Source organism: Burkholderia seminalis, from assembly GCF_001718535.1.
GTDB classification, from domain to species: Bacteria; Pseudomonadota; Gammaproteobacteria; order Burkholderiales; family Burkholderiaceae; genus Burkholderia; species Burkholderia seminalis.
On record NZ_CP013398.1, the window covers coordinates 2,136,608 to 2,158,467 of the forward strand.

18 protein-coding genes and 3 tRNA genes are annotated in these 21,860 nt (G+C 67.0%); 8 read left to right on the forward strand and 13 right to left on the reverse strand.

What is annotated here, in order from left to right; all coding sequences use genetic code 11:
* Positions 1–68 precede the first annotated feature (68 nt).
* A complete protein-coding gene (locus WJ12_RS09645; protein WP_167361871.1) occupies positions 69–1,460 on the forward strand; it encodes a DUF1254 domain-containing protein in 1,392 nt (463 codons plus the stop codon).
* A gap of 257 nt (positions 1,461–1,717) precedes the next feature.
* On the opposite strand, the gene WJ12_RS09650 is transcribed toward WJ12_RS09645, so the two are convergent.
* The 6 genes from WJ12_RS09650 to tig form a co-directional block, all read right to left on the reverse strand.
* Positions 1,718–1,794 (reverse strand) — tRNA-Asp (locus tag WJ12_RS09650).
* 23 nt (positions 1,795–1,817) lie between these two features.
* Positions 1,818–1,893, reverse strand: a tRNA-Val gene (locus WJ12_RS09655).
* 205 nt (positions 1,894–2,098) lie between these two features.
* Positions 2,099–4,522, reverse strand: coding sequence for an endopeptidase La (gene lon / locus WJ12_RS09660; RefSeq protein WP_012328699.1), 2,424 nt, complete (start codon positions 4,520–4,522; stop codon positions 2,099–2,101).
* Between the two features lie 197 nt (positions 4,523–4,719).
* A complete protein-coding gene (gene clpX / locus WJ12_RS09665; RefSeq protein ID WP_006489345.1) occupies positions 4,720–5,991 on the reverse strand; it encodes an ATP-dependent Clp protease ATP-binding subunit ClpX in 1,272 nt (423 codons plus the stop codon).
* Positions 5,992–6,155: 164 nt separating this feature from the next.
* Entirely contained in the window at positions 6,156–6,809 is a 654-nt protein-coding gene (clpP, locus tag WJ12_RS09670) for an ATP-dependent Clp endopeptidase proteolytic subunit ClpP (RefSeq protein ID WP_010092137.1), read from the reverse strand.
* Between the two features lie 140 nt (positions 6,810–6,949).
* On the reverse strand, positions 6,950–8,296 hold the full coding sequence (gene tig / locus WJ12_RS09675; RefSeq protein ID WP_034188768.1) for a trigger factor: 1,347 nt from the start codon (positions 8,294–8,296) through the stop codon (positions 6,950–6,952).
* A 387-nt stretch (positions 8,297–8,683) separates the two neighbouring features.
* On the opposite strand from tig, the gene WJ12_RS09680 reads away from it, so the two are divergent.
* On the forward strand, positions 8,684–9,829 hold the full coding sequence (locus WJ12_RS09680; protein WP_069245656.1) for a glycerate kinase: 1,146 nt from the start codon (positions 8,684–8,686) through the stop codon (positions 9,827–9,829).
* Between the two features lie 62 nt (positions 9,830–9,891).
* Positions 9,892–10,341: a MarR family winged helix-turn-helix transcriptional regulator gene (locus WJ12_RS09685; RefSeq protein ID WP_069245657.1), complete on the forward strand. Its 450-nt coding sequence runs from the start codon at positions 9,892–9,894 to the stop codon at positions 10,339–10,341.
* Between the two features lie 170 nt (positions 10,342–10,511).
* Here the strand turns inward: WJ12_RS09685 and WJ12_RS09690 are convergent, their stop codons facing one another.
* Positions 10,512–11,510: a 2-dehydropantoate 2-reductase gene (locus WJ12_RS09690; protein ID WP_069245658.1), complete on the reverse strand. Its 999-nt coding sequence runs from the start codon at positions 11,508–11,510 to the stop codon at positions 10,512–10,514.
* Positions 11,511–11,616: 106 nt separating this feature from the next.
* Entirely contained in the window at positions 11,617–12,762 is a 1,146-nt protein-coding gene (locus tag WJ12_RS09695) for a helix-turn-helix transcriptional regulator (RefSeq protein WP_049029568.1), read from the reverse strand.
* A gap of 302 nt (positions 12,763–13,064) precedes the next feature.
* Between WJ12_RS09695 and WJ12_RS09700 the strand changes: the two genes are divergently transcribed.
* The 4 genes from WJ12_RS09700 to WJ12_RS09715 all read left to right on the forward strand — a co-directional run bounded on the left by WJ12_RS09700 (position 13,065) and on the right by WJ12_RS09715 (position 16,808).
* On the forward strand, positions 13,065–14,111 hold the full coding sequence (locus tag WJ12_RS09700) for a porin (protein WP_034188774.1): 1,047 nt from the start codon (positions 13,065–13,067) through the stop codon (positions 14,109–14,111).
* 22 nt (positions 14,112–14,133) lie between these two features.
* Entirely contained in the window at positions 14,134–15,342 is a 1,209-nt protein-coding gene (locus WJ12_RS09705) for an MFS transporter (RefSeq protein WP_069245659.1), read from the forward strand.
* A 14-nt stretch (positions 15,343–15,356) separates the two neighbouring features.
* Positions 15,357–16,466, forward strand: a complete 1,110-nt coding sequence (locus WJ12_RS09710) for a class II histone deacetylase (RefSeq protein WP_069245660.1) — start codon at positions 15,357–15,359, stop codon at positions 16,464–16,466.
* 111 nt (positions 16,467–16,577) lie between these two features.
* Positions 16,578–16,808: a hypothetical protein gene (locus WJ12_RS09715; protein ID WP_069245661.1), complete on the forward strand. Its 231-nt coding sequence runs from the start codon at positions 16,578–16,580 to the stop codon at positions 16,806–16,808.
* Positions 16,809–16,872: 64 nt separating this feature from the next.
* Here WJ12_RS09715 and WJ12_RS09720 read toward each other — a convergent pair whose 3' ends face one another.
* Positions 16,873–17,166 carry a hypothetical protein gene (locus tag WJ12_RS09720; protein ID WP_069245740.1) on the reverse strand — a complete coding sequence of 98 codons (294 nt, stop codon included), beginning with the start codon at positions 17,164–17,166 and terminating at the stop codon, positions 16,873–16,875.
* A 199-nt stretch (positions 17,167–17,365) separates the two neighbouring features.
* Positions 17,366–17,452: transfer RNA gene (locus WJ12_RS09725), tRNA-Leu, on the reverse strand.
* Between the two features lie 237 nt (positions 17,453–17,689).
* On the opposite strand from WJ12_RS09725, the gene hpnD reads away from it, so the two are divergent.
* Complete coding sequence (gene hpnD, locus WJ12_RS09730; RefSeq protein WP_034188778.1) at positions 17,690–18,523, forward strand: presqualene diphosphate synthase HpnD; 834 nt, start codon at positions 17,690–17,692, stop codon at positions 18,521–18,523.
* Between the two features lie 10 nt (positions 18,524–18,533).
* Here the strand turns inward: hpnD and WJ12_RS09735 are convergent, their stop codons facing one another.
* The 3 genes from WJ12_RS09735 to WJ12_RS09745 all read right to left on the reverse strand — a co-directional run bounded on the left by WJ12_RS09735 (position 18,534) and on the right by WJ12_RS09745 (position 21,738).
* Positions 18,534–19,754: a DUF1501 domain-containing protein gene (locus WJ12_RS09735; protein ID WP_069245662.1), complete on the reverse strand. Its 1,221-nt coding sequence runs from the start codon at positions 19,752–19,754 to the stop codon at positions 18,534–18,536.
* A 67-nt stretch (positions 19,755–19,821) separates the two neighbouring features.
* Positions 19,822–21,324 (reverse strand): DUF1800 domain-containing protein, encoded by a 1,503-nt coding sequence (locus WJ12_RS09740; RefSeq protein WP_069245741.1) that lies wholly within the window; start codon positions 21,322–21,324, stop codon positions 19,822–19,824.
* Between the two features lie 135 nt (positions 21,325–21,459).
* Positions 21,460–21,738: a hypothetical protein gene (locus tag WJ12_RS09745; protein WP_034188780.1), complete on the reverse strand. Its 279-nt coding sequence runs from the start codon at positions 21,736–21,738 to the stop codon at positions 21,460–21,462.
* Positions 21,739–21,860: the final 122 nt, after the last annotated feature.

The window sequence follows — 21,860 nt, forward strand, 5'->3', positions numbered from 1 at the left end:
CCACGCTCATCGACGGAACGATGAAAGGGTGCGGCCCATTCGACCATTCGACCATACCGCACCATTCGATGAGTTTTCTTCACCACGCGCGCCTCGCCGCATTCGCTGCCTCCGTCGGCCTGCTGGCCGGCTGCAACGGGGACAGCGTCGACAGCTCGGGCGCTTCGCCCGTCGCGACGGAAAATGCCGCGAACAGCGCCACGCTGTTCACGATCCCGCTGTACCAGTTCTACGCAACGCGACAGAGCTACATCGCTCAGGGCCTCGCGCCGAATACGTTTCTGCACAATCGCCAGCTGTCCGATGCTTCGTCCACCTCGGTGACGAAGCCCAATCACGACACGCTGTATTCCATCGCCATGCTTCAACTGGACGCGGGCCCTGTTCAGATCGACACGCCCGCCAGCGGCACCCGCTACTTCTCGCTCGCGCTGATGGATGCCTATACGAACAACTTCGCGATTCGCGGCACGAGCGCCGACAACGGCATCGCGAAGGTCTTCTGGGTCGTGGGGCCGAACTGGCAGGGAACCGCCCCGGCAGGCATCACCGTGCTCCGCTCGTCGACCAACGCGGTGTGGGCGTTGGCGCGGACTTACGTGAGCGATGCGAACGATTATCCCGCGGCGTGGGCCGTCCAGAATCAACTGGTCGTGTCGCGACCCGCCGGAACCGGTGTCGCGGCGTGGGACAGCGTGGACACGCAAAAGCCGCCCGGTTATGCCAACTGGCCATCGTATTTTCAGTACGTGAACCGGCTCTTGAAAAAGAGTCCGCCGACGCCGCAGGATACGGCCGTGCTGACGAACGCGCTCGACGTGATAGGCATAGGCCCGACGCAGACCTTCAACCCGTCGTCTGCCGACGCGGCATCGATCGACGCAGGCGCGGCACAGGCGCTGGCGAGTCTGACGGGCGGCGGGACGCAGCAAGCCGCCGCCCAGACGAGTACCGACGCGAATGGCTGGACAGGCGGTCCGGCCGATGTCGGCAACTATGGAACCCAATACACGCTACGGGCGCGCGTTGCGCTGAACGGCCTCGGTGCGCTGCCCGGCAGCGAAGCGATTTACTACACGAGTACGGGAGCGGCGAACGCGTCGGGGGCGAATTACGACGGCAACGGCGTCTATCAGATGACCTTCCCGGCGGGACAGCTTCCTCCGGCGCGCGCCTTCTGGTCATTGACGCTGTACGGCGGCACGAACCAGGCGCAGGCATTCTTTTATCCGAATCCCGATCGAATCTATGCGCTGTCCTATCCGGCGTCGAACTTTCAGTTCGCGAGCGACGGCTCGCTCGTGCTCACCATCAGCCATGTGCGACCCGCGGGCGTACCCGCCAGCAACTGGCTGCCGGCTCCCGCTGGCGCGTTCAATCTGACGCTGCGCACCTACCTGCCGGACACCCCGCTCCTGAACGGAACCTACAAGCTGCCGCCGGTGATACGCGTTCAGTAAGGCCTCCCCGCGCGAGCCGGAAAACCGGCACCTCTGCGCCGAGAACCATGAAAAACCCGCGATCGCGTTCGAGCCGTCGCGGGTTTTTCGTTCCGGCGGCCGCGTGCCGGCGTTTCCTGTCGTATTGTTTGCTGCCACTCCGCTCGCCGGGCATCGCAAGGTCGAGCCTTGCCGGCGATCATCCCCGCAGTCATGCACGCACACGAATCGAACGCACAAACAACAATGCCCGCACGAGGCGGGCATGGTTGTTTGTTTGGCGGAGCGGACGGGACTCGAACCCGCGACCCCCGGCGTGACAGGCCGGTATTCTAACCGACTGAACTACCGCTCCTTGGTCTGGCTGAATCGGGAAACTGGTGGGTGCTGAGGGGTTCGAACCCCCGACCTACGCCTTGTAAGGGCGCCGCTCTACCAGCTGAGCTAAGCACCCGTTTCCGATTCGTTCTGACTGCGATCTGCGTTTCCGCATCAACAATCAGCGAGCCCGCAAGTTTAATTCATCCCCGATCATTTTGCCAAGCCTGAACGTGAATTTTTTTAAACGCCCGCACATGCGTTTGGGATGCCCATAAAAAAACCCGCGGACACGCCGCGGGTTTCGTGAGCCACCGTCAGCAACGACGGCGCTCAGGGTCTCAGTGCTTGACGACTTCCGTCGAGCCGGCATCCTTCGCCGCCTCGCCGACCGGTGCTGCCGCCTTCGCTTCTTCTTCCGGCGGCAGCGGCGTCGGCGAACGCTCGAGCGCGAGTTCCAGCACCTTGTCGATCCAGCGGACCGGCACGATCTCGATCGCGTTCTTCACGTTGTCCGGAATGTCCGCGAGATCCTTCACGTTCTCTTCCGGAATCAGCACGAGCTTGATGCCGCCGCGATGCGCGGCCAGCAGCTTTTCCTTCAGCCCGCCGATCGGCAGCACTTCGCCACGCAACGTGATTTCGCCCGTCATCGCGACATCGGCACGCACGGGGATACCCGTCAGCACCGACACCAGCGCGGTCGTCATCGCACCGCCTGCGGACGGACCGTCCTTCGGCGTCGCGCCTTCCGGCACGTGAATGTGAATGTCCTGCTTCTCGAACGCTTCGTCCTTGATGCCCAGACGCCGCGAACGCGAGCGCACGACCGAACGCGCAGCCTCGACCGACTCCTTCATCACGTCGCCGAGCGAACCCGTGCGGATCACGTTGCCCTTGCCCGGCATCACCGCGGCTTCGATCGTCAGCAGATCGCCGCCGACTTCCGTCCACGCGAGGCCGGTAACCTGACCGACCTGGTTTTCCTTCGCCGCGAGGCCGAAGTCGTACTTGCGCACGCCGAGGAACGTGTCGAGGTTCTCGCCGTCGACCTTGATCGCGCCCGATGCCTTCTTCAGCAACAGCATCTTCACGACCTTGCGGCAGATCTTCGACACTTCCCGCTCGAGCGAACGCACACCGGCTTCACGCGTGTAGTAGCGGATGATGTCGCGGATCGCCTGCTCGGTGACCTCGATCTCGCCGTCCTTCAGCCCGTTGTTCTTCTTCTGCTTCGGCAGCAGGTAACGCTGGGCGATGCTGACCTTCTCGTCTTCCGTGTAGCCCGACAGACGAATCACTTCCATCCGGTCGAGCAGCGGCGGCGGGATGTTCAGCGAGTTCGACGTCGCGACGAACATCACGTCCGACAGGTCGAAGTCGACTTCGATGTAGTGGTCGGCGAACGTGTGGTTCTGTTCGGGATCGAGCACTTCGAGCAGCGCCGACGACGGATCGCCGCGGAAATCCATGCCCATCTTGTCGACTTCGTCGAGCAGGAAGAGCGGATTGCGCACGCCGACCTTCGCAAGGCTTTGCAGGATCTTGCCCGGCATCGAACCGATGTACGTCCGGCGGTGACCGCGGATCTCGGCCTCGTCACGCACGCCGCCGAGCGCCATCCGGACGAACTTGCGGTTCGTCGCACGGGCGATCGACTGGCCGAGCGAGGTCTTGCCGACACCCGGAGGCCCGACGAGGCACAGGATCGGCGCCTTGACCTTGTCGACGCGCTGTTGCACCGCGAGGTACTCGAGGATCCGTTCCTTCACCTTCTCGAGGCCGAAGTGATCCTCGTCGAGCACCTGCTCGGCGTTCGACAGGTCGTTGTTGACCTTGCTCTTCTTGCGCCACGGCAAGCCGATCAGCGTGTCGATGTAGTTGCGCACGACGGTCGCTTCCGCCGACATCGGCGACATCAGCTTCAGCTTCTTCAGCTCGGCATCGGCCTTTTTCTTCGCTTCCTTCGGCATGCGCGCGGCGTTGATGCGCTTCTCGAGTTCCTCGAGATCCGCCCCTTCCTCGCCTTCGCCGAGTTCCTTCTGGATCGCCTTGACCTGCTCGTTCAGGTAGTACTCGCGCTGGCTCTTTTCCATCTGGCGCTTCACGCGCCCGCGGATGCGCTTTTCGACCTGCAGGATGTCGATCTCGGCTTCGAGTTGCGCGAGCAGGTGCTCGAGGCGCTCGATGACCGGGAACATTTCGAGGATGTGCTGCTTCTGGTCGAGCTTCAGCGGCAGGCGCTCGGCGATCATGTCCGCGAGGCGGCCTGCTTCGTCGATACCCGACAGCGACGTGAGGATCTCCGGCGGGATCTTCTTGTTCAGCTTCACGTACTGGTCGAACTGCGACACGATCGCGCGACGCAGCGCTTCCGTTTCAGCGCTGTCCGCGTGATCGGGCTCGAGCGGCATCACGTCGCAGGAGAACTGCGTCTCCTGTTCTTCGATCGACAACGCCTTCGCGCGCTGCAGGCCCTCGACGAGCACCTTCACGGTGCCGTCCGGCAGCTTCAGCATCTGCAGGATGTTGGCGATACAACCGACCTCGTACATGTCCTTTTCGGTCGGTTCGTCCTTGGCCGCGGTTTTCTGGGCGACGAGCATGATGTGCTTGCCGCCTTCCATCGCTGCTTCGAGGGCCTTGATCGATTTCGGCCGGCCCACGAAGAGCGGAATCACCATGTGCGGGAAAACGACGACATCCCGCAGCGGCAGCAGCGGGAGCGTGATGCGTTCCGGCGGAAGAAGTTGGGTGCCTGACATTTCATTTCCCCATGAGTGGAATCAATTGTTCGGTAATTGAGGCCGCCACAACGAATTGCAAGCCTTCAAGTGCGGGAAATATTCGGTAAGAAAGTAACCACCGCGTGTCGAGTCAGAGTTACCCACAAGATAAACGAAAAAAAGCCGCCCACGGTCTCATGAACGGCCTTTTTCGCTGAACATCGTCGGCAAGCCGGTCAGTTCGAACCCGCCACCTTCGGCGTGTCCTCGTAGATCAGCAAGGGCTTGCCGTCGCCATCGATGACGTTCTCGTCGATGATGACCTTGCTGACCCCTTTCATCGTCGGCAGCTCGTACATCACGTCGAGCAACGCCTGTTCGATGATCGAACGCAAACCGCGCGCGCCGGTCTTGCGGCGGATCGCCTTGCGGGCGACTGCCTGCAGCGCGCCCGGCCGGATTTCCAGCTCGACGCGCTCCATCGCGAACAGCTTGTGATACTGCTTGACGAGCGCATTCTTCGGCTCGACCAGGATCTTCATCAGCGCGGCTTCATCGAGCTTGCCGAGCGTCGCGACCACCGGCAGGCGGCCGATCAATTCGGGGATCAGACCGAATTTGATCAGGTCTTCCGGTTCCGTTTCGCGCAGCACCTCGCCCGCGTCGCGTTCCTGCTTGCTCTTGACCGTCGCGCCGAAGCCGATGCCGGTTTTCTCGGTGCGATCGGTGATCACCTTTTCGAGACCGTCGAACGCGCCGCCGCAGATGAACAGGATGTTGGTCGTGTCGACCTGGATGAAATCCTGGTTCGGGTGCTTGCGGCCGCCCTGCGGCGGCACCGACGCCATCGTGCCCTCGACGAGCTTCAGCAGCGCCTGCTGGACGCCCTCGCCCGACACGTCGCGCGTGATCGACGGGTTGTCCGACTTGCGGCTGATCTTGTCGATTTCGTCGATGTAGACGATCCCGCGCTGGGCCTTGTCGACCTCGTAGTTGCAGTTCTGCAACAGCTTCTGGATGATGTTCTCGACGTCCTCGCCGACGTAGCCGGCTTCGGTGAGCGTCGTCGCGTCGGCAATCACGAACGGCACGTTCAGCAACCGCGCGAGCGTCTGCGCGAGCAGCGTCTTGCCGGAGCCCGTCGGGCCGATCAGCAGGATGTTGCTCTTCGACAGCTCGACGTCGTCCTTCTTGTCGAGGTGCTTCAGGCGCTTGTAGTGGTTGTACACGGCCACGGCGAGGATCTTCTTCGCGCGCTCCTGGCCGATCACGTACTGATCGAGGATGTCGCGAATTTCCTGCGGGCTCGGCAGATCCGACCGCGACAGGCTGGCCTCGACGCCGGCGGCAGCCGCCTCGTCGCGAATGATCTCGTTGCAGAGGTCGATACATTCATCGCAGATGAACACCGACGGGCCCGCGATGAGTTTTTTCACCTCATGCTGGCTCTTCCCGCAAAACGAGCAATACAACAGCTTCTCGCTGTTCGAACCTTTTTTGTCCGCCATGAATGTAGAGCCTCCGGACAGGTAAATGACATGATACGCCGAATGCTCCGGACGCCGCGCCTAGGGCGCGACCGGAGCCGGCCGGATGCGCTTGCCGCAGATGCTCGGCGCGTGCGGAACATCGCCGGGGCGCCGCGCGAATCGGGGCGGCACCCCACTTAAGGTCACGGGCGCTTCAGCAGCACCTGATCGATCAGCCCGTACGCTTTCGCGTCTTCGCTCGACATGAAGTTATCACGGTCGGTGTCGCGCGCGATGCGCTCGACGTCCTGACCCGTGTGTTGCGCGAGCAGCTGGTTCAGCCGCTCCTTCAGGTAGAGGATTTCGCGGGCCTGGATCTCGATGTCGGACGCCTGGCCGCGCGCGCCGCCGAGCGGCTGGTGGATCATCACGCGCGAGTTCGGCAGCGCGAAGCGCTTGCCCTTCGCGCCCGACGCGAGCAGGAACGCGCCCATGCTGGCCGCGAGCCCCATGCACAGCGTCGACACGTCCGGCTTGATGAACTGCATCGTGTCGTAGATCGCCATGCCGGCCGACACCGACCCGCCCGGGCTGTTGATGTAGAGGCTGATGTCCTTGTCGGGATTCTCGCTCTCGAGGAACAGCAATTGCGCGACCACGAGATTGGCGGTCTGGTCGTTCACTTCGCCGACCATGAACACCAGGCGCTCCTTCAGGAGACGCGAGTAGATATCGTACGAACGCTCGCCGCGGCCGCTCGTTTCGACGACGATCGGCACCAGCCCCAGCGCTTGCGCCTCGAAACCCTGCGGCGCGTTCGAAGCAAGCATGTCCAGCAATTCAGCGCGAGTGATCATTCAATGAACCTTGTTCGAATGGAAAATTGAACGGAAGGAAGCCGCCCGCTCAATCGCCATATTAATGGCAACCGTGCGCTTGACGTAAAAACGGCGTGCGGGCCGTCGCTCCGACAGCCGGCACGCCGCTAGAGCAGCACTTACGCTTGCGCCGATGCGCTCGCGAGTGCCTCGAAGCTCACTTCCTTGTCCGTCACCTTCGCCTTGCCCAGCACGAAATCGACGACGTTGCTTTCAACGACGAACGCTTCCATCTCGGCGAGGCGCTGCTGGTTGGAATAATACCAGCGGACCACTTCCTTCGGGTCTTCGTAGCTCTTCGCGAACTCGTCGACTTCCGCGCGGATCTGTTCCGGCTTCGCTTCCAGGCCGTTTGCCTTCACGAGTTCGGCCAGCACGAGGCCCAGCTTCACGCGACGCTCGGCCTGCTCGGCGAACATTTCCGCCGGGATCGGCGCGTCCTTCGCGTTCGGCACGCCGCGCTGCGCCAGATCCTGGCGAGCCATTTCGACGAGGCGTTGCTGGTCCTGCTCGATCAGCGCCTTCGGCACCTCGAGTTCGGAGATCTTCAGCAGCGCGTCCATCACCTGGTTCTTGACGATCGACTGCGTGCGGCGCTTCGCTTCGCGCTCGAGGTTTTCCTTGATCTCGGCGCGCATCTTCGTGAGGTCGCCGTCTTCGATGCCGAGCGACTTCGCGAATTCGGCGTCGATTTCCGGCAGGTGCGGCCACTCGATCTTCTTCATCGTGACCGTGAACTGTGCCGTTTTGCCGGCGACGTCCTTGCCGTGGTAATCCTCAGGGAACTTCAGGTCGAACGTGCGTTGTTCGCCGACCTTCAGGCCCAGCGCCGCCGTTTCAAATTCCGGCAGCATCCGGCCTTCGCCGAGCACGAACGGGAAATCTTCGGCCGTGCCGCCCTGGAACGCGACGTCGTCGATCTTGCCGACGAAGTCGACCGTCACGCGGTCGCCGTTCTTCGCTGCGGTGTCCGCGCCGCCGTCGCCGTGCTCGCCGGCTTCGCCGCGGGCGTGGAAGTGCACGCGCTGCTTGCGCAGGATGTCCAGCGTGCGGTCGATTTCGGCGTCGCCGATCGACGTCGTCGAGCGCTCGACTTCAGCCGTCGCCAGATCGCCGATCTTCACTTCCGGGTAGACCTCGAACGTCGCGTCGAACGCGTATGCGTCCTCGGCCTGTTCCTGCTTCGGCTCGAAGCTCGGCTGGCCGGCGACGCGCAGGTTTTCCGCGCGGCTGATCGTGAAGAATTCCTGGCCGATCTTGTCGCTCAGCACTTCCGCCTCGACCTGACCCGCGTACTGTTGCGCGACCATCTTCAGCGGCACCTTGCCCGGGCGGAAACCCGGCATGCGCACGTTCTTCGCGAGTTTCTGGATACGGGCGTCGATTTCCTTCTGCACCGTGTCTTTCGGCAGGGAAATCGTCACGCGGCGTTCAAGCTTGCCGAGGTTCTCAACAACGTTAGCCATGGCTTCAATCGTCCTAAAATTATTCGAGCGAATCGGGTTTTCCTTGCCGTGCCTGCCTGCGGCCGCGGTGCGTCGCACGCGCTCGCCGCGCCGGAGCGCCACGCCATCCCTGCACGCGCCGGATGGCTAGCGCAAGCGGCTCGGAGCACGGCTTTGGCCGGAAGAATCGACTATTCTAGCAAACAATTTTCCTCGTACCGCCAGATCAGCACGTCGCACCTGCATCCCCGCCGGGCAGACAGCCCCTCGCACCGCAATGCGAGCGGATCGCGGCTATGCCGAACGCCGTATCCTCCCCAGCCCCGCCATCCTGTAAGCTCCGATGGAGCGTGACCCGCCATGACGGTCCCGCCATTCTTCACACCAATCACGCCTTCCGGAGACACCATGCCGCAACACCCGTCCGCGCCTGTCGTCGTTATCGCGCCCGATTCGTTCAAAGGTTCGCTTTCCGCCGAACAGGTCGCGGACGCGATCGCCACCGGCATCCGCCGCGCGCGGCCCGACGCGGTCGTGCGCTGCTGCCCGATGGCCGACGGCGGCGAAGGCACGCTCGACGCGATGCTGGCGGGCGGCGGCACGCGGCGCACGCTGCGGGTGGCCGGCGCGTCGCTCGCGGCACGCGACGCGGCGGTCGGCGTGATCGACGCGCGCACGGCGATCGTCGAGACGGCCGAGATCGTCGGCATTACCGACGCGGTCGGCATGAGCGTGCCGGTCGACGCGCGCAGCACGCGCGGAATGGGCGAGGCGATCCGCGCGCTGCTCGACGACGGCGTGCGCCGCTTCTTCGTCGCGCTCGGCGGCAGCAGCACCAACGACGCGGGCGCCGGCCTGCTCGCCGGCCTCGGCCTGCAGTGCTTCGACGCCGGCGGCCAGCCGGTCGAGCCCGTGCCGTCGCGGCTCGCGGATATCGCGCGCATCGACGCGTCGGCACTCGACCCGCGCCTGAAGGACACGGAATTCGTCGGCATGTCCGACGTCGACAACCCGCTGACGGGCGCGCACGGTGCGACCGCCGTGTTCGGCCCGCAAAAGGGCGTGACGCCCGAGCAGGTTGCGACCCTCGACGCCGTGCTCGCCCGCTTCGCCGACCTGCTCGAAACCGCGCTCGACCGCCGCGGCCGCGACCTGCCGGGCGCGGGCGCCGCCGGCGGCCTCGGTTTCGCGCTGCACATGCTCGGCGCGCGGTTCGAAGCGGGCGCCGAAGTCGTCGCGCGCCAGGTCGGACTCGACGCCGCGCTCGCCGGCGCCGACTGGCTGATCACCGGCGAAGGCCGCTCCGACGTGCAGACGCTGCACGGCAAGGCGCCGTTCATCGCGTGTCGTCACGCGCGGGCCGCCGGCGTGCCTGCGTCGCTGCTGTCGGGCGCGGTCGATCCGGCCGCGCTGCCGCGCCTGTCCGAGCATTTTTCCGGCTGCTTCTCGCCGGCTCCCGGGCCGATCACGCTCGACGTCGCGATCCGCGACGCGGCCAATCTGCTCGCGAACGAAGCGGAACAATTGACGCGCCTGAAATACGGTGCACACTGACCGTTGACCCGAGCGTGCGATACAGGAACAATCGGGCCCGCCCTTTTTCTTCAGGATTCGACATGAAAGGCCGTCAAGCCGGGCTCGATCAGTTTCTGACCTATCGCCTCCATGCGCTCACGAAGCGCTCCGACCGCGGGATCGGCGAGGTGTACCGGCACAAGCTCGACATCTCGCTGCCCGAGGCGCGCGTGATCGCCGCCGTCGGTGCGTTCGGTCCGTTCTCGATCATGGATCTCGCGCGTCACACCAATCTCGACAAGAGCCAGGCAAGCCGCGCAGCCGAGGCGCTGTTGCGCCAGGGCCTGCTCGAGCGCAGCGCGAGCGAGGAGGATGGCCGGATCGTGCTGATCGCGCTGACCGCCGACGGCCGCGCGCTGCACCGCAAGATCATGCCGATCGTGCGCAAGTGGAACGACGGCCTGCTGTCCTGCCTGTCCGACGGCGAACGCCAGACGTTCGAGCGGCTGCTCGACAAGGTCGTCGCGCACGCCACCGAGCGGGACGACTGAGCCGAATCAGGAGCGCCGCGCCAGCCCTATTGATCCGACGAATTCGACGGGCCGCCCACGTTGCTTGACCGGCAACGCGGGTGGCCCGCTTTGCGTCACGCGGCGGGCGCGGCGAACGTCCCGCGCTTCGCCGCTGCCGTGCGGCGGCGCCTGGCGGCGCCCGGCACGCGCTAGAGCCCGCTGTTCGCCGCGCGCTGGCGCAACAGTCCGAGCACCGCGTCGCAGTACGGGGTCGGCACGCCAAGCTTGCGGCCGAGCTCCGGGAATACGCCGAGGATCGGCCCGATCTCGAGCGACCGTCCTGCCTCGACATCCTGCAGCATCGACGTCTTGAACGCGCCGAGCTTGCGCGTGACCGCGATCCGCTCGGGCCCGCTCATCCCCGTGGACAGGCCGAGCTTCGCGCCGATCGCGGCCGCTTCCTCCATCATCCGCAGCGCGAGTGCCTGCGTGAACGGATCGTCGAGCAACTGCTCGGCCGTCGACCCGGTCAGCGCACTCAGCGGATTCATGTTCATATTGCCCCACAGCTTCGTCCAGATCTCGGCCCGGATCGCGGGCGTCGACTCGACGTCGAAACCGCCCGCCACAAGCGCCGCGGCAAACCGCGCCGTGGCCGCGGCGAGTCGCTGATCCGGCGCGCCGACGATCAGCCGGTTGCCGCGCCCGCGGCGCACGACGCCCGGCGCGTCGGTACTCGACGACAGATGCACGACGCAGCCGATCGCCTGCGCGGGCGGCAACGCGGCGGACACCGCGCCGGCCGGGTCGACCGCATCGAGCGGCACGCCGTCGAGCGAGCCCGCGAGCCCGTGCGTGAACCACCACGGCAACCCGTTCATCGCCGCGACGATCACGGTGTCGGGCCCGACCAGCGGCGCAATGCGCGCAGCCAGCGCCGGCAGCGCCTGCGCCTTCAGCGCGATCACCACGTAGTCCTGCACGCCGAGCGCATGCGCATCGTCGCTCGCCCGCACCGGCACCGACGCGGCATCGCCGCCTTCGTCGATCACGCGCACGCCGTGCGTGTTCAGCGCGTCGAGCGTCGCGCCGCGCGCGTATGCGCTCACGGTCATGCCGGCCCGCGACAGCGCGGCCGCGAGCAATCCGCCGATTGCACCGACACCGACCACCGCCGCGCGCACCGACCCTGAATTCGTGTCGTTCATGATGGAATTCCGTCTCCTGGGAGCTGACGAGCATAACGCTCAATAGTTGTGGGCACAACCATTTACACGGGAATGGGCCACACGCCCCCGCTCGCGCTCGTTCGCGTCAGCGCGGCACGCCGCCGGCATCGAGGGGCGCGTCGTCGGCCACGCCGCCCGTGGCGCCCAGCACGCCCGCGATCTGGCTCTTGTCGTGCATGCCGAGCTTGCGGTACGCGCAGCGCAGGTAGTGGCGCACGGTGGTCGGCGAAATGGCCATCTGTTGCGCGACCTCCTTGTGCGACCGCCCGGCGCCGTAATAGCGGATCGCCGCGAGCTCGCGCGGGCTCAGCCGGTCGAGCAGCGAGCGCGGCCGCGCTTCGATCTGGAACAGCCCCGCGACGGGCACGCACTGGATGCGCAGCGCGTCGCCGACGAAAGGCTGGCCCGACTGGCGCCGCAGGTGCGCGACGAGCGGCTCCGGCACGCGCGCGCCGGCCCAGGCCGGCCACTCGGTGCGCAGTACGTCGTCGAAACCGTGATCGGCATGGTGGAGCACCCCGAAGCTGTCGCACAGCGCGCGCGCCGCCGGCGCCGCCGTCTCGGCGCGCTCGCGCGTGAGCTGCGCGGCGCGATTGATCGTCAACGCGGCCGCGAGATGCGGAATCACCTCCTCGAAGCGACGCGCATCGTCGTCGCCGAACGGACGATTGAGCCCCTGCCGGTAAATCGACATGAACGTCGTCAGGCCGAAACGGCGATCGAGCGTGGATACGCACATCAGCTGCGCGAGCCCGTACTTCACGCACCAGTCGCGAAACCGTGCATCGAGCCCGGGCTCGACGACCGTGAGCCGCACCGCGCGACCAGGCGCGCCGTGCAGCGTGCGGTGCGCGAGCGGATCGCAATCGCGCACGCGCTTCCAGTCGATGAAGAACGCGTGCGGCAAACGGTACAGGAAGCTGTTGTGCATCACGGGGCCGGTCGGCGCGTGGGTCGCGACGCCAGTCCACGCGGCGTCGAACGGAATGAGCGCCTGCAGCAGCGAAAAAAACCGACATTCGAATTCGCCGATGCCGGATTGCGCGGCCACGGCGTACAGGTCGAGCAGCATGAGGCCGAGTTCGCGCTGTGCCGCGTCGCCGCGCGTGACGCCGTCGAAATCGGCGCGCCGGGACGGCAGCGGCGGCCACGCGAATTCGTCGAGCACGATGGCGGCCGGCACGTCGCGCAGCGCGTCGAGATCCTGCCCGATATCCGTCGTGATCCTCACCTTCCGCTCCCCTGCCCGATCGGGCTGCTGATGTGCGCAACGGCACCGGCCGATTATAGCCAGCGGCTTTTTTGGCGGGCCACGGCGCCGGAACGGGCGCCAGCCCCATCCATTTGAACGGTGCACGGCACGTTGCTGCTCCGCAGCACGCCGCTGCGCGGCTTCGCTCCGCGCTGACGCCGTGCACCGCGGGTTTTCCGCACCGTTCATCTGGACGACTGTTCGACGGTTTTCCCGCTGCGGACACTCCGTCGCGACCACACCAACGACACACCGATGCAGCACGGCATGGAGAACCCCACGTGACGAAATCCCGCTTCATCCGCACGGCCGCGGCCACCGCGACGCTTGCCGCGTGCAGTGCCGCCGCGCAGGCGCAGTCGGCCCTCACCCTGTACGGCGCGCTCGACGCCGGCGTGCAATACCTGACGCATGCCGACGGACGCCACTCGGCCGTGCAGTTGCAGAACTACGGCATCCTGCCTTCGCAGGTCGGGATCAAGGGCCACGAGGATCTCGGCGGCGGCTGGCGCGCGCTGTTCAAGCTCGAACAGGGCCTCAACGTCAACGACGGCACCGCGACCGCACCGGGCTACGCGTTCTTCCGCGGCGCGTACGTCGGCATCGCGGGGCCCGTCGGCACCGTCACGCTCGGCCGGCAGTTCAGCGTGCTGTTCGACAAGACGCTGTTCTACGACCCGCTCTGGTACGCGTCTTACAGCGGCCAGGGCGTGCTCGTGCCGATGCAGGCGAACTTCATCGACCATTCGGTGAAGTACCAGTCGCCGACGTTCGCGGGTGTCGACGTCGAGGCGCTCGCCGCGACGTCCGGCGTCGCCGGCAATACCCGCGCCGGACGCGTGCTCGAACTCGGCGGCCAGTACACGAGCAACGGGCTGTCGGTCAGCGCGGTGCTGCATCAGGCGCACGGCGACGTGTCGGCGGCCGACGACGCGTCCGCGCGGCGCCGCGAACTCGGTACGCTCGCCGCGCGTTATGCGTTCGCCACGCTGCCGCTCACCGTCTATGCGGGCGTCGAACGCCTGACCGGCGACCTCGATGCGGCGCGCACGATCGTCTGGGGCGGTGCGCGCTACCAGACGTCGAGCGGGATCGGCCTGAACGCGGGCGTCTACCACACCGATTCGCACACGCCCGCCATCGGCCACCCGACGCTGTTCATCGCGAGCACCACGTACGCGCTGTCGAAACGCACCGTCGCGTACGTGAACCTCGGCTACGCGCGCAACAGCGGCCAGAGCTCGCAAACCGTCTACGAGTACGACCCGACGCCGCTCGCCGGCGCGTCGCAGTTCGGCGCGATGGTCGGCATGTACCACCTGTTCTGACTTCCCCCAACGAGATCCCGCCATGAAAACCCTGTCCCCGGATGCCGCATGCTCGCCCGACGGCCGTGCGCCGGCCTTCGCCCGCTCGACGCTCGCCGCGCTCGTCGTGTTCGCGGCCATCACGCCGCTCCTGCTGCTCGTTGCACCGGCCGTGGCCGGTCAGCTCGCGACGCAACTCGGCTTGTCGGCGTCGCAGATCGGCACCTACTTCTTCGTCGAACTCGGTGCGTTCAGCCTCGCGACCGTGCCGTCGTACCTGTGGCTCGGCCGGGTCGACGCGCGCCGCGTCGCCGCCTTCGCGATCGCGCTGTTCGGCGCGGGCAACCTGCTGACCGCACTGTGGATGCCCGGCTTTGCCGCGCTGCTCGCGCTGCGGGCCGTCACCGCGCTCGGCGGCGGTTCGCTGATGGTGCTCTGCATGACGAGCGCGGCGACGAGCGAGAACAGCGACCGTGTGTACGGCCTGTGGGTCGTCGGCCAGCTGATCGCGGGGGCGATCGGCCTGTTCGTGCTGCCGCACGTGTTCGCCGCGTTCGGGCTGCGCGCGCTGTACGTGGCGCTCGCCGGGCTCGCCCTGCTCGCGGCGCCGTTGTCGCGCGGCTTTCCGTCGTCGCTCGGTACGCGGACGGCAGCCGCGCGCACCGCACGCGGCGATGCGATGCAGACGCCGCGAAGCTGCGTCGTGCTCGCCATCGGCGCGGTGCTGACGTTCTATCTCGCGATCGGCAGCGTGTGGACGTTCGCGAGCCGCGCGGCGGCCGACGCCGGGCTCGATCCGCAGTCGACCGGCAACGTGCTCGCGATCGCGAGCGTGATGGGGATCGCCGGCGCGGCGCTCGCGTCGTGCGCGGGCGGCCGGCTCGCGCGACGCGCGATGCTCGCGGCCGGTTACGCGCTGCTCGCGGCGTCGCTCGTCGCGCTCGCCGCGATGCATGACACCGGCGGCTACAGCGCGGCGATCTTCGCGTTCAAGTTCGCGTGGACGTTCGTGCTGCCGTTCATCCTCGCGACGGTCGCGCAGATCGACACGTCGGGCCGGCTCGTCGCCACGCTCAATTTCGTGATCGGCGCCGGCCTTGCCGCCGGCCCGCTGCTTGCCGGGCTGATGCTCGACGCCGGCAGCACGATGCGCACGTTGTTCATCGCCGCGACAGCCGTCGCGATCGTGTCGTTCGCCGCGCTGCGCCATATCGATCGCCGCGCGCGCGCCTCCGCTTCCCCCCAACCGTGACAGGTCACGCATCCATGAATCGCACTGCCTTCTTCACCGACGAACGCACCTTCTGGCATACCGGCGGCACGCACGCGCTGTTCTTCCCGGTCGGCGGCTGGGTCCAGCCGCCGTCGAGCGCGGGCTACGCGGAATCGCCCGACTCGAAGCGCCGCTTCCTGTCGCTCGTCCAGGCATCGGGCCTGGCCGCGCAACTCGACCTGCGCGGCGCCGAGCCGGCGACGAGCACCGACCTGCTGCGCATTCATCCGGCGCACTATCTCGACGCGTTCCGCGCACTCAGCGACGCGAATGGCGGCGACCTCGGCGATCTCGCGCCGTTCGGCAAGGGCAGCTACGAGATCGCCGCGCTGTCCGCCGGCCTCGCGATCGCGGCCGTCGATACGGTCGTCGGCGAGCGCGCGGCCAACGCGTTCTCGCTGTCGCGGCCGCCCGGCCACCACTGCCTGCGCGACCGTCCGATGGGCTTCTGCATGCTGGCGAACATTCCGATCGCCATCGAGGCCGCTCGCGCGAAACACGGTATCGAGCGCGTCGCGGTGATCGACTGGGACGTGCATCACGGCAACGGCACGCAGTCGATCTACTACGATGACCCGGACACGCTGACGATCTCGCTGCACCAGGACCGCTGCTTTCCGCCCGGCTACAGCGGCGCGGACGATCGCGGCGAAGGCGCGGGTATCGACGCGAACCTGAACGTGCCGCTGCTCGCCGGCAGCGGCGACGACGCGTATCGCTACGCGTTCGAGCGAATCGTGCTGCCTGCGCTGGAGCGCTTCCGGCCCGAGCTGATCGTCATCGCAAGCGGCCTCGACGCGAGCGCCGTCGATCCGCTCGCGCGCATGCAACTGCATACCGACAGCTACCGGTTCATGACGCGTGCGGTGAAGGAGGCCGCGCAACGCCATTGCGGCGGGCGGCTCGTGATCGTCCATGAAGGCGGCTATTCGGAGGCATACGTGCCATTCTGCGGACTCGCGATCGTCGAGGAACTGGCCGGCATTCGCACCGACGTCGCCGATCCGATGCTCGATCTCGCGATCGCCCAGCAGCCGGGTGAACGGTTCGTCGCGTTCCAGCGCGCGCTGCTGGACGAACTGGCTGCGTCGTTCGGGTTGTAACGCGCGGGAACGGACGTGACGGGGCCGGCCCGCGCCGGCCCTTGCGCGATCCGTGCGGATGGGGTTTCCTGTGCCTTTACCCCTGTTCCGGCTCGAGGCCGCACTCTTCCGATGAAATCGTCCCCGCGCGATGACAACGACAACACCAGAACGCGCCGCCAGCCGTCGAAGCTGGTCCTGAACATCGCCACCGTCACGGTCGGCCTCATCACGTTCGCGATCGGCGCGGCGTGGGTGATCTACAGTTGGGTCGTCGATCGCGAAGCGCAGTATTTCGCCATTCCGCTGGTGTTCTCGGTGCCGGTGATCGTGGCGGTCGCGATCCGAAGTTTCTGGGAGTAGGCGCGCCTGGTACCGGGCTTGTTGCAGATGAAGCGGCGAACCCCGCGATTCGCTCGCACGCCGGTCACAGGCCGGGACGCGGGCACGGATTGGGCGCCGCGCCCTGATATCCGCCGACGACGGCACCCAGTGCGGCGCCAGCCAGCGACTTGCCGAGCACTTTCAGCACACCCTCGGTCGACAACGGCTCGCCGTTCAACATCACCCGCCCGGAATACGCGGAGCATGCCGACGGCGATGCAACCGTCTGCACGGGCCTCGCGCTCCATGCGACGTTGTCGGCCGGCGTATTGGCCATGGCCGGCGCGGACAGCATCAGCGCCAGAACGGAAATCGGGATGTGTAGGGTGTTCTTCATCGGCGGCCCCTCGGTGTATTTGTGCTTCTTGTATTCGATCGCGATATGACACATTACACGCGGCCGAATTTCCGTGTGCGTCCATATGGACCTGCGTCCCGGCAAGAAAAACGGCCATCAAACGAAAAAAGCGCTGCGGTCAGTCGACCGGCAGCGCTTTTTTGGGGAACCGCCCCTTGACGGGTGCGTATCCGACTTCTGGTGCGTGAGGCCGGACTCGAACCGGCACACCCTTGCGGGCGTCAGGACCTAAACCTGGTGCGTCTACCAATTTCGCCACTCACGCGCATTTCCGTCGCCTGACCGCGCGGCACGCAAGATGCGTGCGCCACGCGCCCGGGACTTTCATGCCGGCCCGAAAACCGGCACGCCCGATCAGGCGAGCGCGAGATTCTACCCGATCCGTGCAGCCTTGTCTCGCCCCGCCGGCACCCATCGTGCAGCGATGCTAGAATGCCGCGCTCGACGTTTCGGCACCGCGCCGCCGCGCGTCCCCCGAACCCGCCCCCACCCGATTCCGCCCGTGAACTTCGACGACTACTGTCAGCAAAAGGCCGCCCCCGCGGGCTCCAGCGTCTACTACGCGTTGCGTCAGGCGCCGCTCGCCACGCAGCCGCGCCTGACGGCGCTGTTCGCGCTGCGCCGCGAACTCGAGGAAACCGTCAAGGAAACCAGCGACCCGACCGTCGGACACACGAAGCTCGCGTGGTGGCACAAGGAACTCGCGGCGCTGGCCGACGGGCAGCCGTCGCACCCCGTCACGAAGGCACTCGCGCAGCATCACCCGGCGATCGCGGCCGAGGCCGATGCGTTGCGCACGCTCGTCAACGGCTACGGGATGGATCTCGAACAGGCGCGCTACCTCGATTTCGCGAACCTGCAGCGCTACATCGCTCAGGCGGGCGGCACGTTCGCGTCACTGGTTGCGCGCGCAAGTGCCGCGAACCCGGCCGACCCGCAGCCGTGGGCCGCGGAGGCCGGCCGCGCGCTGATGCTCGCGCAGTTCGTGCAGGAACTCGGCAACGACGCGCGCCACGGCCGCATCTACCTGCCGATCGACGAACTGCAGCGCTACAACGTGACCGCGGCCGATCTGCTGAATCGCCGCTACAGCCCGGCCTTCACCGAATTGCTGCAATTCCAGACGGCCCGCGCGCGCGAAGCGCTCGCCGCCGCCGACGCGGCGATCCCCGCGTCCGAACGCCGCGCGCAGCGCACGCTGCGCGCGCAGATCGCGCTGGCCGGCGCGCTGCTCGACGAAATCGAGCGCGACGGCTACCAGGTGCTGCACCAGCGCATCGCGCTCACGCCGATCCGCAAACTGTGGATCGCGTGGCGCGCGTCGCGGCGCCGCTGACCCTTACGCGTCACGCCTTCAACAGCGGCAGCGTGTCGAAGCGCTGCTGCAGCACGCGCGTCGCGTCGAGCCCCCACCACGGCCCGAGCACGGTGGCATAAAGCTGGCGGAAATCGACCGCGACCGGCAGGTTGCCGTTGCCGTCGAGCCGGCCGAGCGCGGGCGGCGCGCCGTACAGCCCGCCGGCCACGCGGCCGCCCATCACGAAATGCGGCGCGGCCGTACCGTGATCGGTGCCGTTGCTCTGGTTCTCGCGCACCCGCCGCCCGAATTCCGCATACGTCATCACGAGCGTCTGGTTCCAGCGCCCGAGTTCGATCAGCGCGCCACGCATCGCGCTCATCCCTTCCGCGAACTGCTTGAGCAACGCAGCCTGCTGCCCCGGCTGGTTCTGGTGCGTATCGAAACCGTTGAGCGTCAGACGCAGCACCGCGACGCCATCCCGCGCGCCGGGCCCGGACGCCTCGCACGCGGCCAGCACCTGCATCGCGGTCTTCACCGACGTGCCGAACGCGCCGGCCGGGAAGGCCGTCCTGAACTCGCGCATGCCGCCGCGCGGCCGCAGCCGGTCGGCCGCCTTCACGATGTCGTTCTCGACGTCGATGATGTGCGCGAGCGCCGGGTTCTGCTCGCGCAGCGACGACGGCTCGGCGAGCCGCGCCGCCCGGATGAACTGCGCGGGGTTGACGAGCGCGATCGCACGCGCGCCGTTCGACAGCGGCCCCATCTCCGCGCTGCCGAGGACGACGCCGTCCGCCGCGAAACCGGGCGGCACGGGCGCCTGCGCGAACGTGCGCGTCAGCCACCCTTCATGCAGATACTGGTCGGACCGCGATGCGGTGTCCCAGATCTCGATCGAACGGAAATGCGACAGGTTCGGCTGCGGATAACCGACGCCTTGCACGACCGCGACCTGCCCGTCACGCCACAGCGGCATCAACGCCGCGAGCGACGGGTGCAGCCCCGTGTGCGCGTCGAGCTGCAGCACCTGCTCGCGCTTGATGCCGATGCTGCGCCGGAACTGGTAGTACAGCGGGTCCGCGTACGGCACCACCGTATTGAGGCCGTCGTTGCCGCCCTTCAGCTCGACGAGAATCAGCACGTTCGCGTACCCGGCCGCCGGTTGCCGCCCCGCCTGCGCCGCGGAAGCGGCGATCGCGGGCGCTTGCCACATCGACACGCCGGCCGCGGCCGCGGCGCCGGTCAGCGTCAGAAAATCACGTCGGTTCATCGCGCATCCTTTGGTTCGCCGTCCGGCACGTTTGCCGCGGCGGCGCCCCGCTTCGTCGTCGTTTGCATCATTTCAGCTGATAGGCCGGATCCATCAGCAGCGCCTCGAGATACGCGCTGCCGGTCGAATCCGTGTCGATCGCCGCGACCGGCGACAGTTGCAGCACCGCGTGCTGCAACTGAAGCTCGGTCGACAATCCGGCGATTGCCTGCGGCCGCGCGCGATATTGCGCGAGCCAGCGTTCGAGGTCGAACCGCAGCCCGCCGCGCGCGGGCCTGGCCGGCGTGCCGCGCATGCCGGCCGCGGACGCCATGTCGGCCACCGGCATCGCATGCGCCCGCGCATTCGGCGGCGGCGCCATCGGATGCGCGGGCACGCGCATGCCGGCCGTCTCCGTCGCGCGGAACAACTGTTCGACGAACTGCTTGCGCGACAGCAGCGTGGTGCTGTTGATCCACAGCGCGCCGCCCGGCCAGCCTTTGACGTTCGGCGGATAGAACAGGTTCTGCCCGAGCGTGCGCACGGTGTTCGCGAGCATCTGCGGATCGCCGTACGCCACGTCGAACAGCCGCACCGACCCGACGACGAACTCGGCCGGCGACTTGACGAGCACGCCGCGGTTGCGCGGATCCCAGAACGCGTCGGTCGACCACAGCGCGGCGAGCGCCGCGCGAATGTCGTAACCGCTCGCGCGGAACCGTTCGGCGACCGTATCGAGCGCCCCCGGATCGGGCGTGTCGGACACGAACTCGCGCCACAACTTGGCGGCGATGAAACGCGCGGTGCCCGGCCGCTTCAGCAGGATGTCGAGAAAGCCGTCGCCGTCGAACGGCCCCGTTTCGCCGAGAATCGTCTTCTCGCCGGCGTCGTGGGTGTCGGGCCGCACCTCGAAGCGCAGCGTATCGGGATCGATCGTCCAGCCCGTCATCGCGCGCGCGGCCTCGGTCACGTCGACCTGCGTGTAATGCCCTTCGCCGAGCGTGAACAGCTCCATCACCTCGCGCGCGAAATTCTCGTTCGGACGCCCCTTGCGATTGCTCGCGCCGTCGAGATACTGCAGCATCGCCGGATCCTTCGCGACCGCATGCAGCAGCGTGCCGAAGTTGCCGAGCGCCTCGCGGCGAAACAGCGCGTTCTGCGCGGCCATCGTCTGCGGGTAAGGCACCTTGTCCTGGCCCGACGTGAAGTGCCCGTGCCAGAACAGCGTCATGCGCTCGGTCAGCGGCGACGGCGTGACGACCATCTCGTTGACCCAGGCGGCACGCAATTCATCGTAGCGGCGGTTGCGCTCGCGCTGCTCGTCGCGCCGCATGTCGGGCGTGAGCGCCTGGCGCTGCGCGCGCGTCGGCGGCGGCTCGGCGATCCAGTCGGGCCATGTCGTCACGGGTTCGCGGCGCACGCTGCCGAGCGTGTCGGCCACGATCTGCGCGCGCGTCATGCCGACGACACGCGCGACGTCGGCGGGCGCGGGAGAGAAACCGGTGCGACTGAGGAAAAACAGCGCGTCGTCGGCATCGAGCGGCGACTGCATGGCAAGCGACGACGCCGGTATGGCAGCGTTCGCTTTCATCGTCATGGACTCTCCCGGAACGCACCGGCGGTGCGGATGCCGGTACAACGGCATTCGGCACGCGAAAGTTGACCGAAAAAGTGCTACGAATTCTTTCTGCGCGGGGCGGGCCGCGCAGGGCAAGGACGGCACGTGTCAGCGCTTGTACAACTCGCGAACGGCGTCTTCGATGTGCTGGCGCAACAGGTGCCGCTCTTCGGGCGTCATGTGCCCGTCGCGGCGGCGCTGTTCGAGATCGGGGGGCACGGCGGAACGAACCGTCGCCTCGGCGGCACGGTCGGGCTGCGGCGCTTTGCCGCGCGGCAGCTTGCGCGACGGTGCGCCCTGCTCGGGGCGCTGCGCATACGCGAAGTTCGACGCATACGGACCGGCGAGCGCGATCGTCAGCGTCAGTGCAATCCGGAAAGATCGCATGACCGTCCTCGCTTCTTTGGTCGATTTGTTCCCTTCGTCACGCGGCAACCGGCTACCTCTGGTACTTGAAAAACCCTGCGGAAATCGGGTGTACAAAGATGAAAGATGGAGTGCAGGGAGTA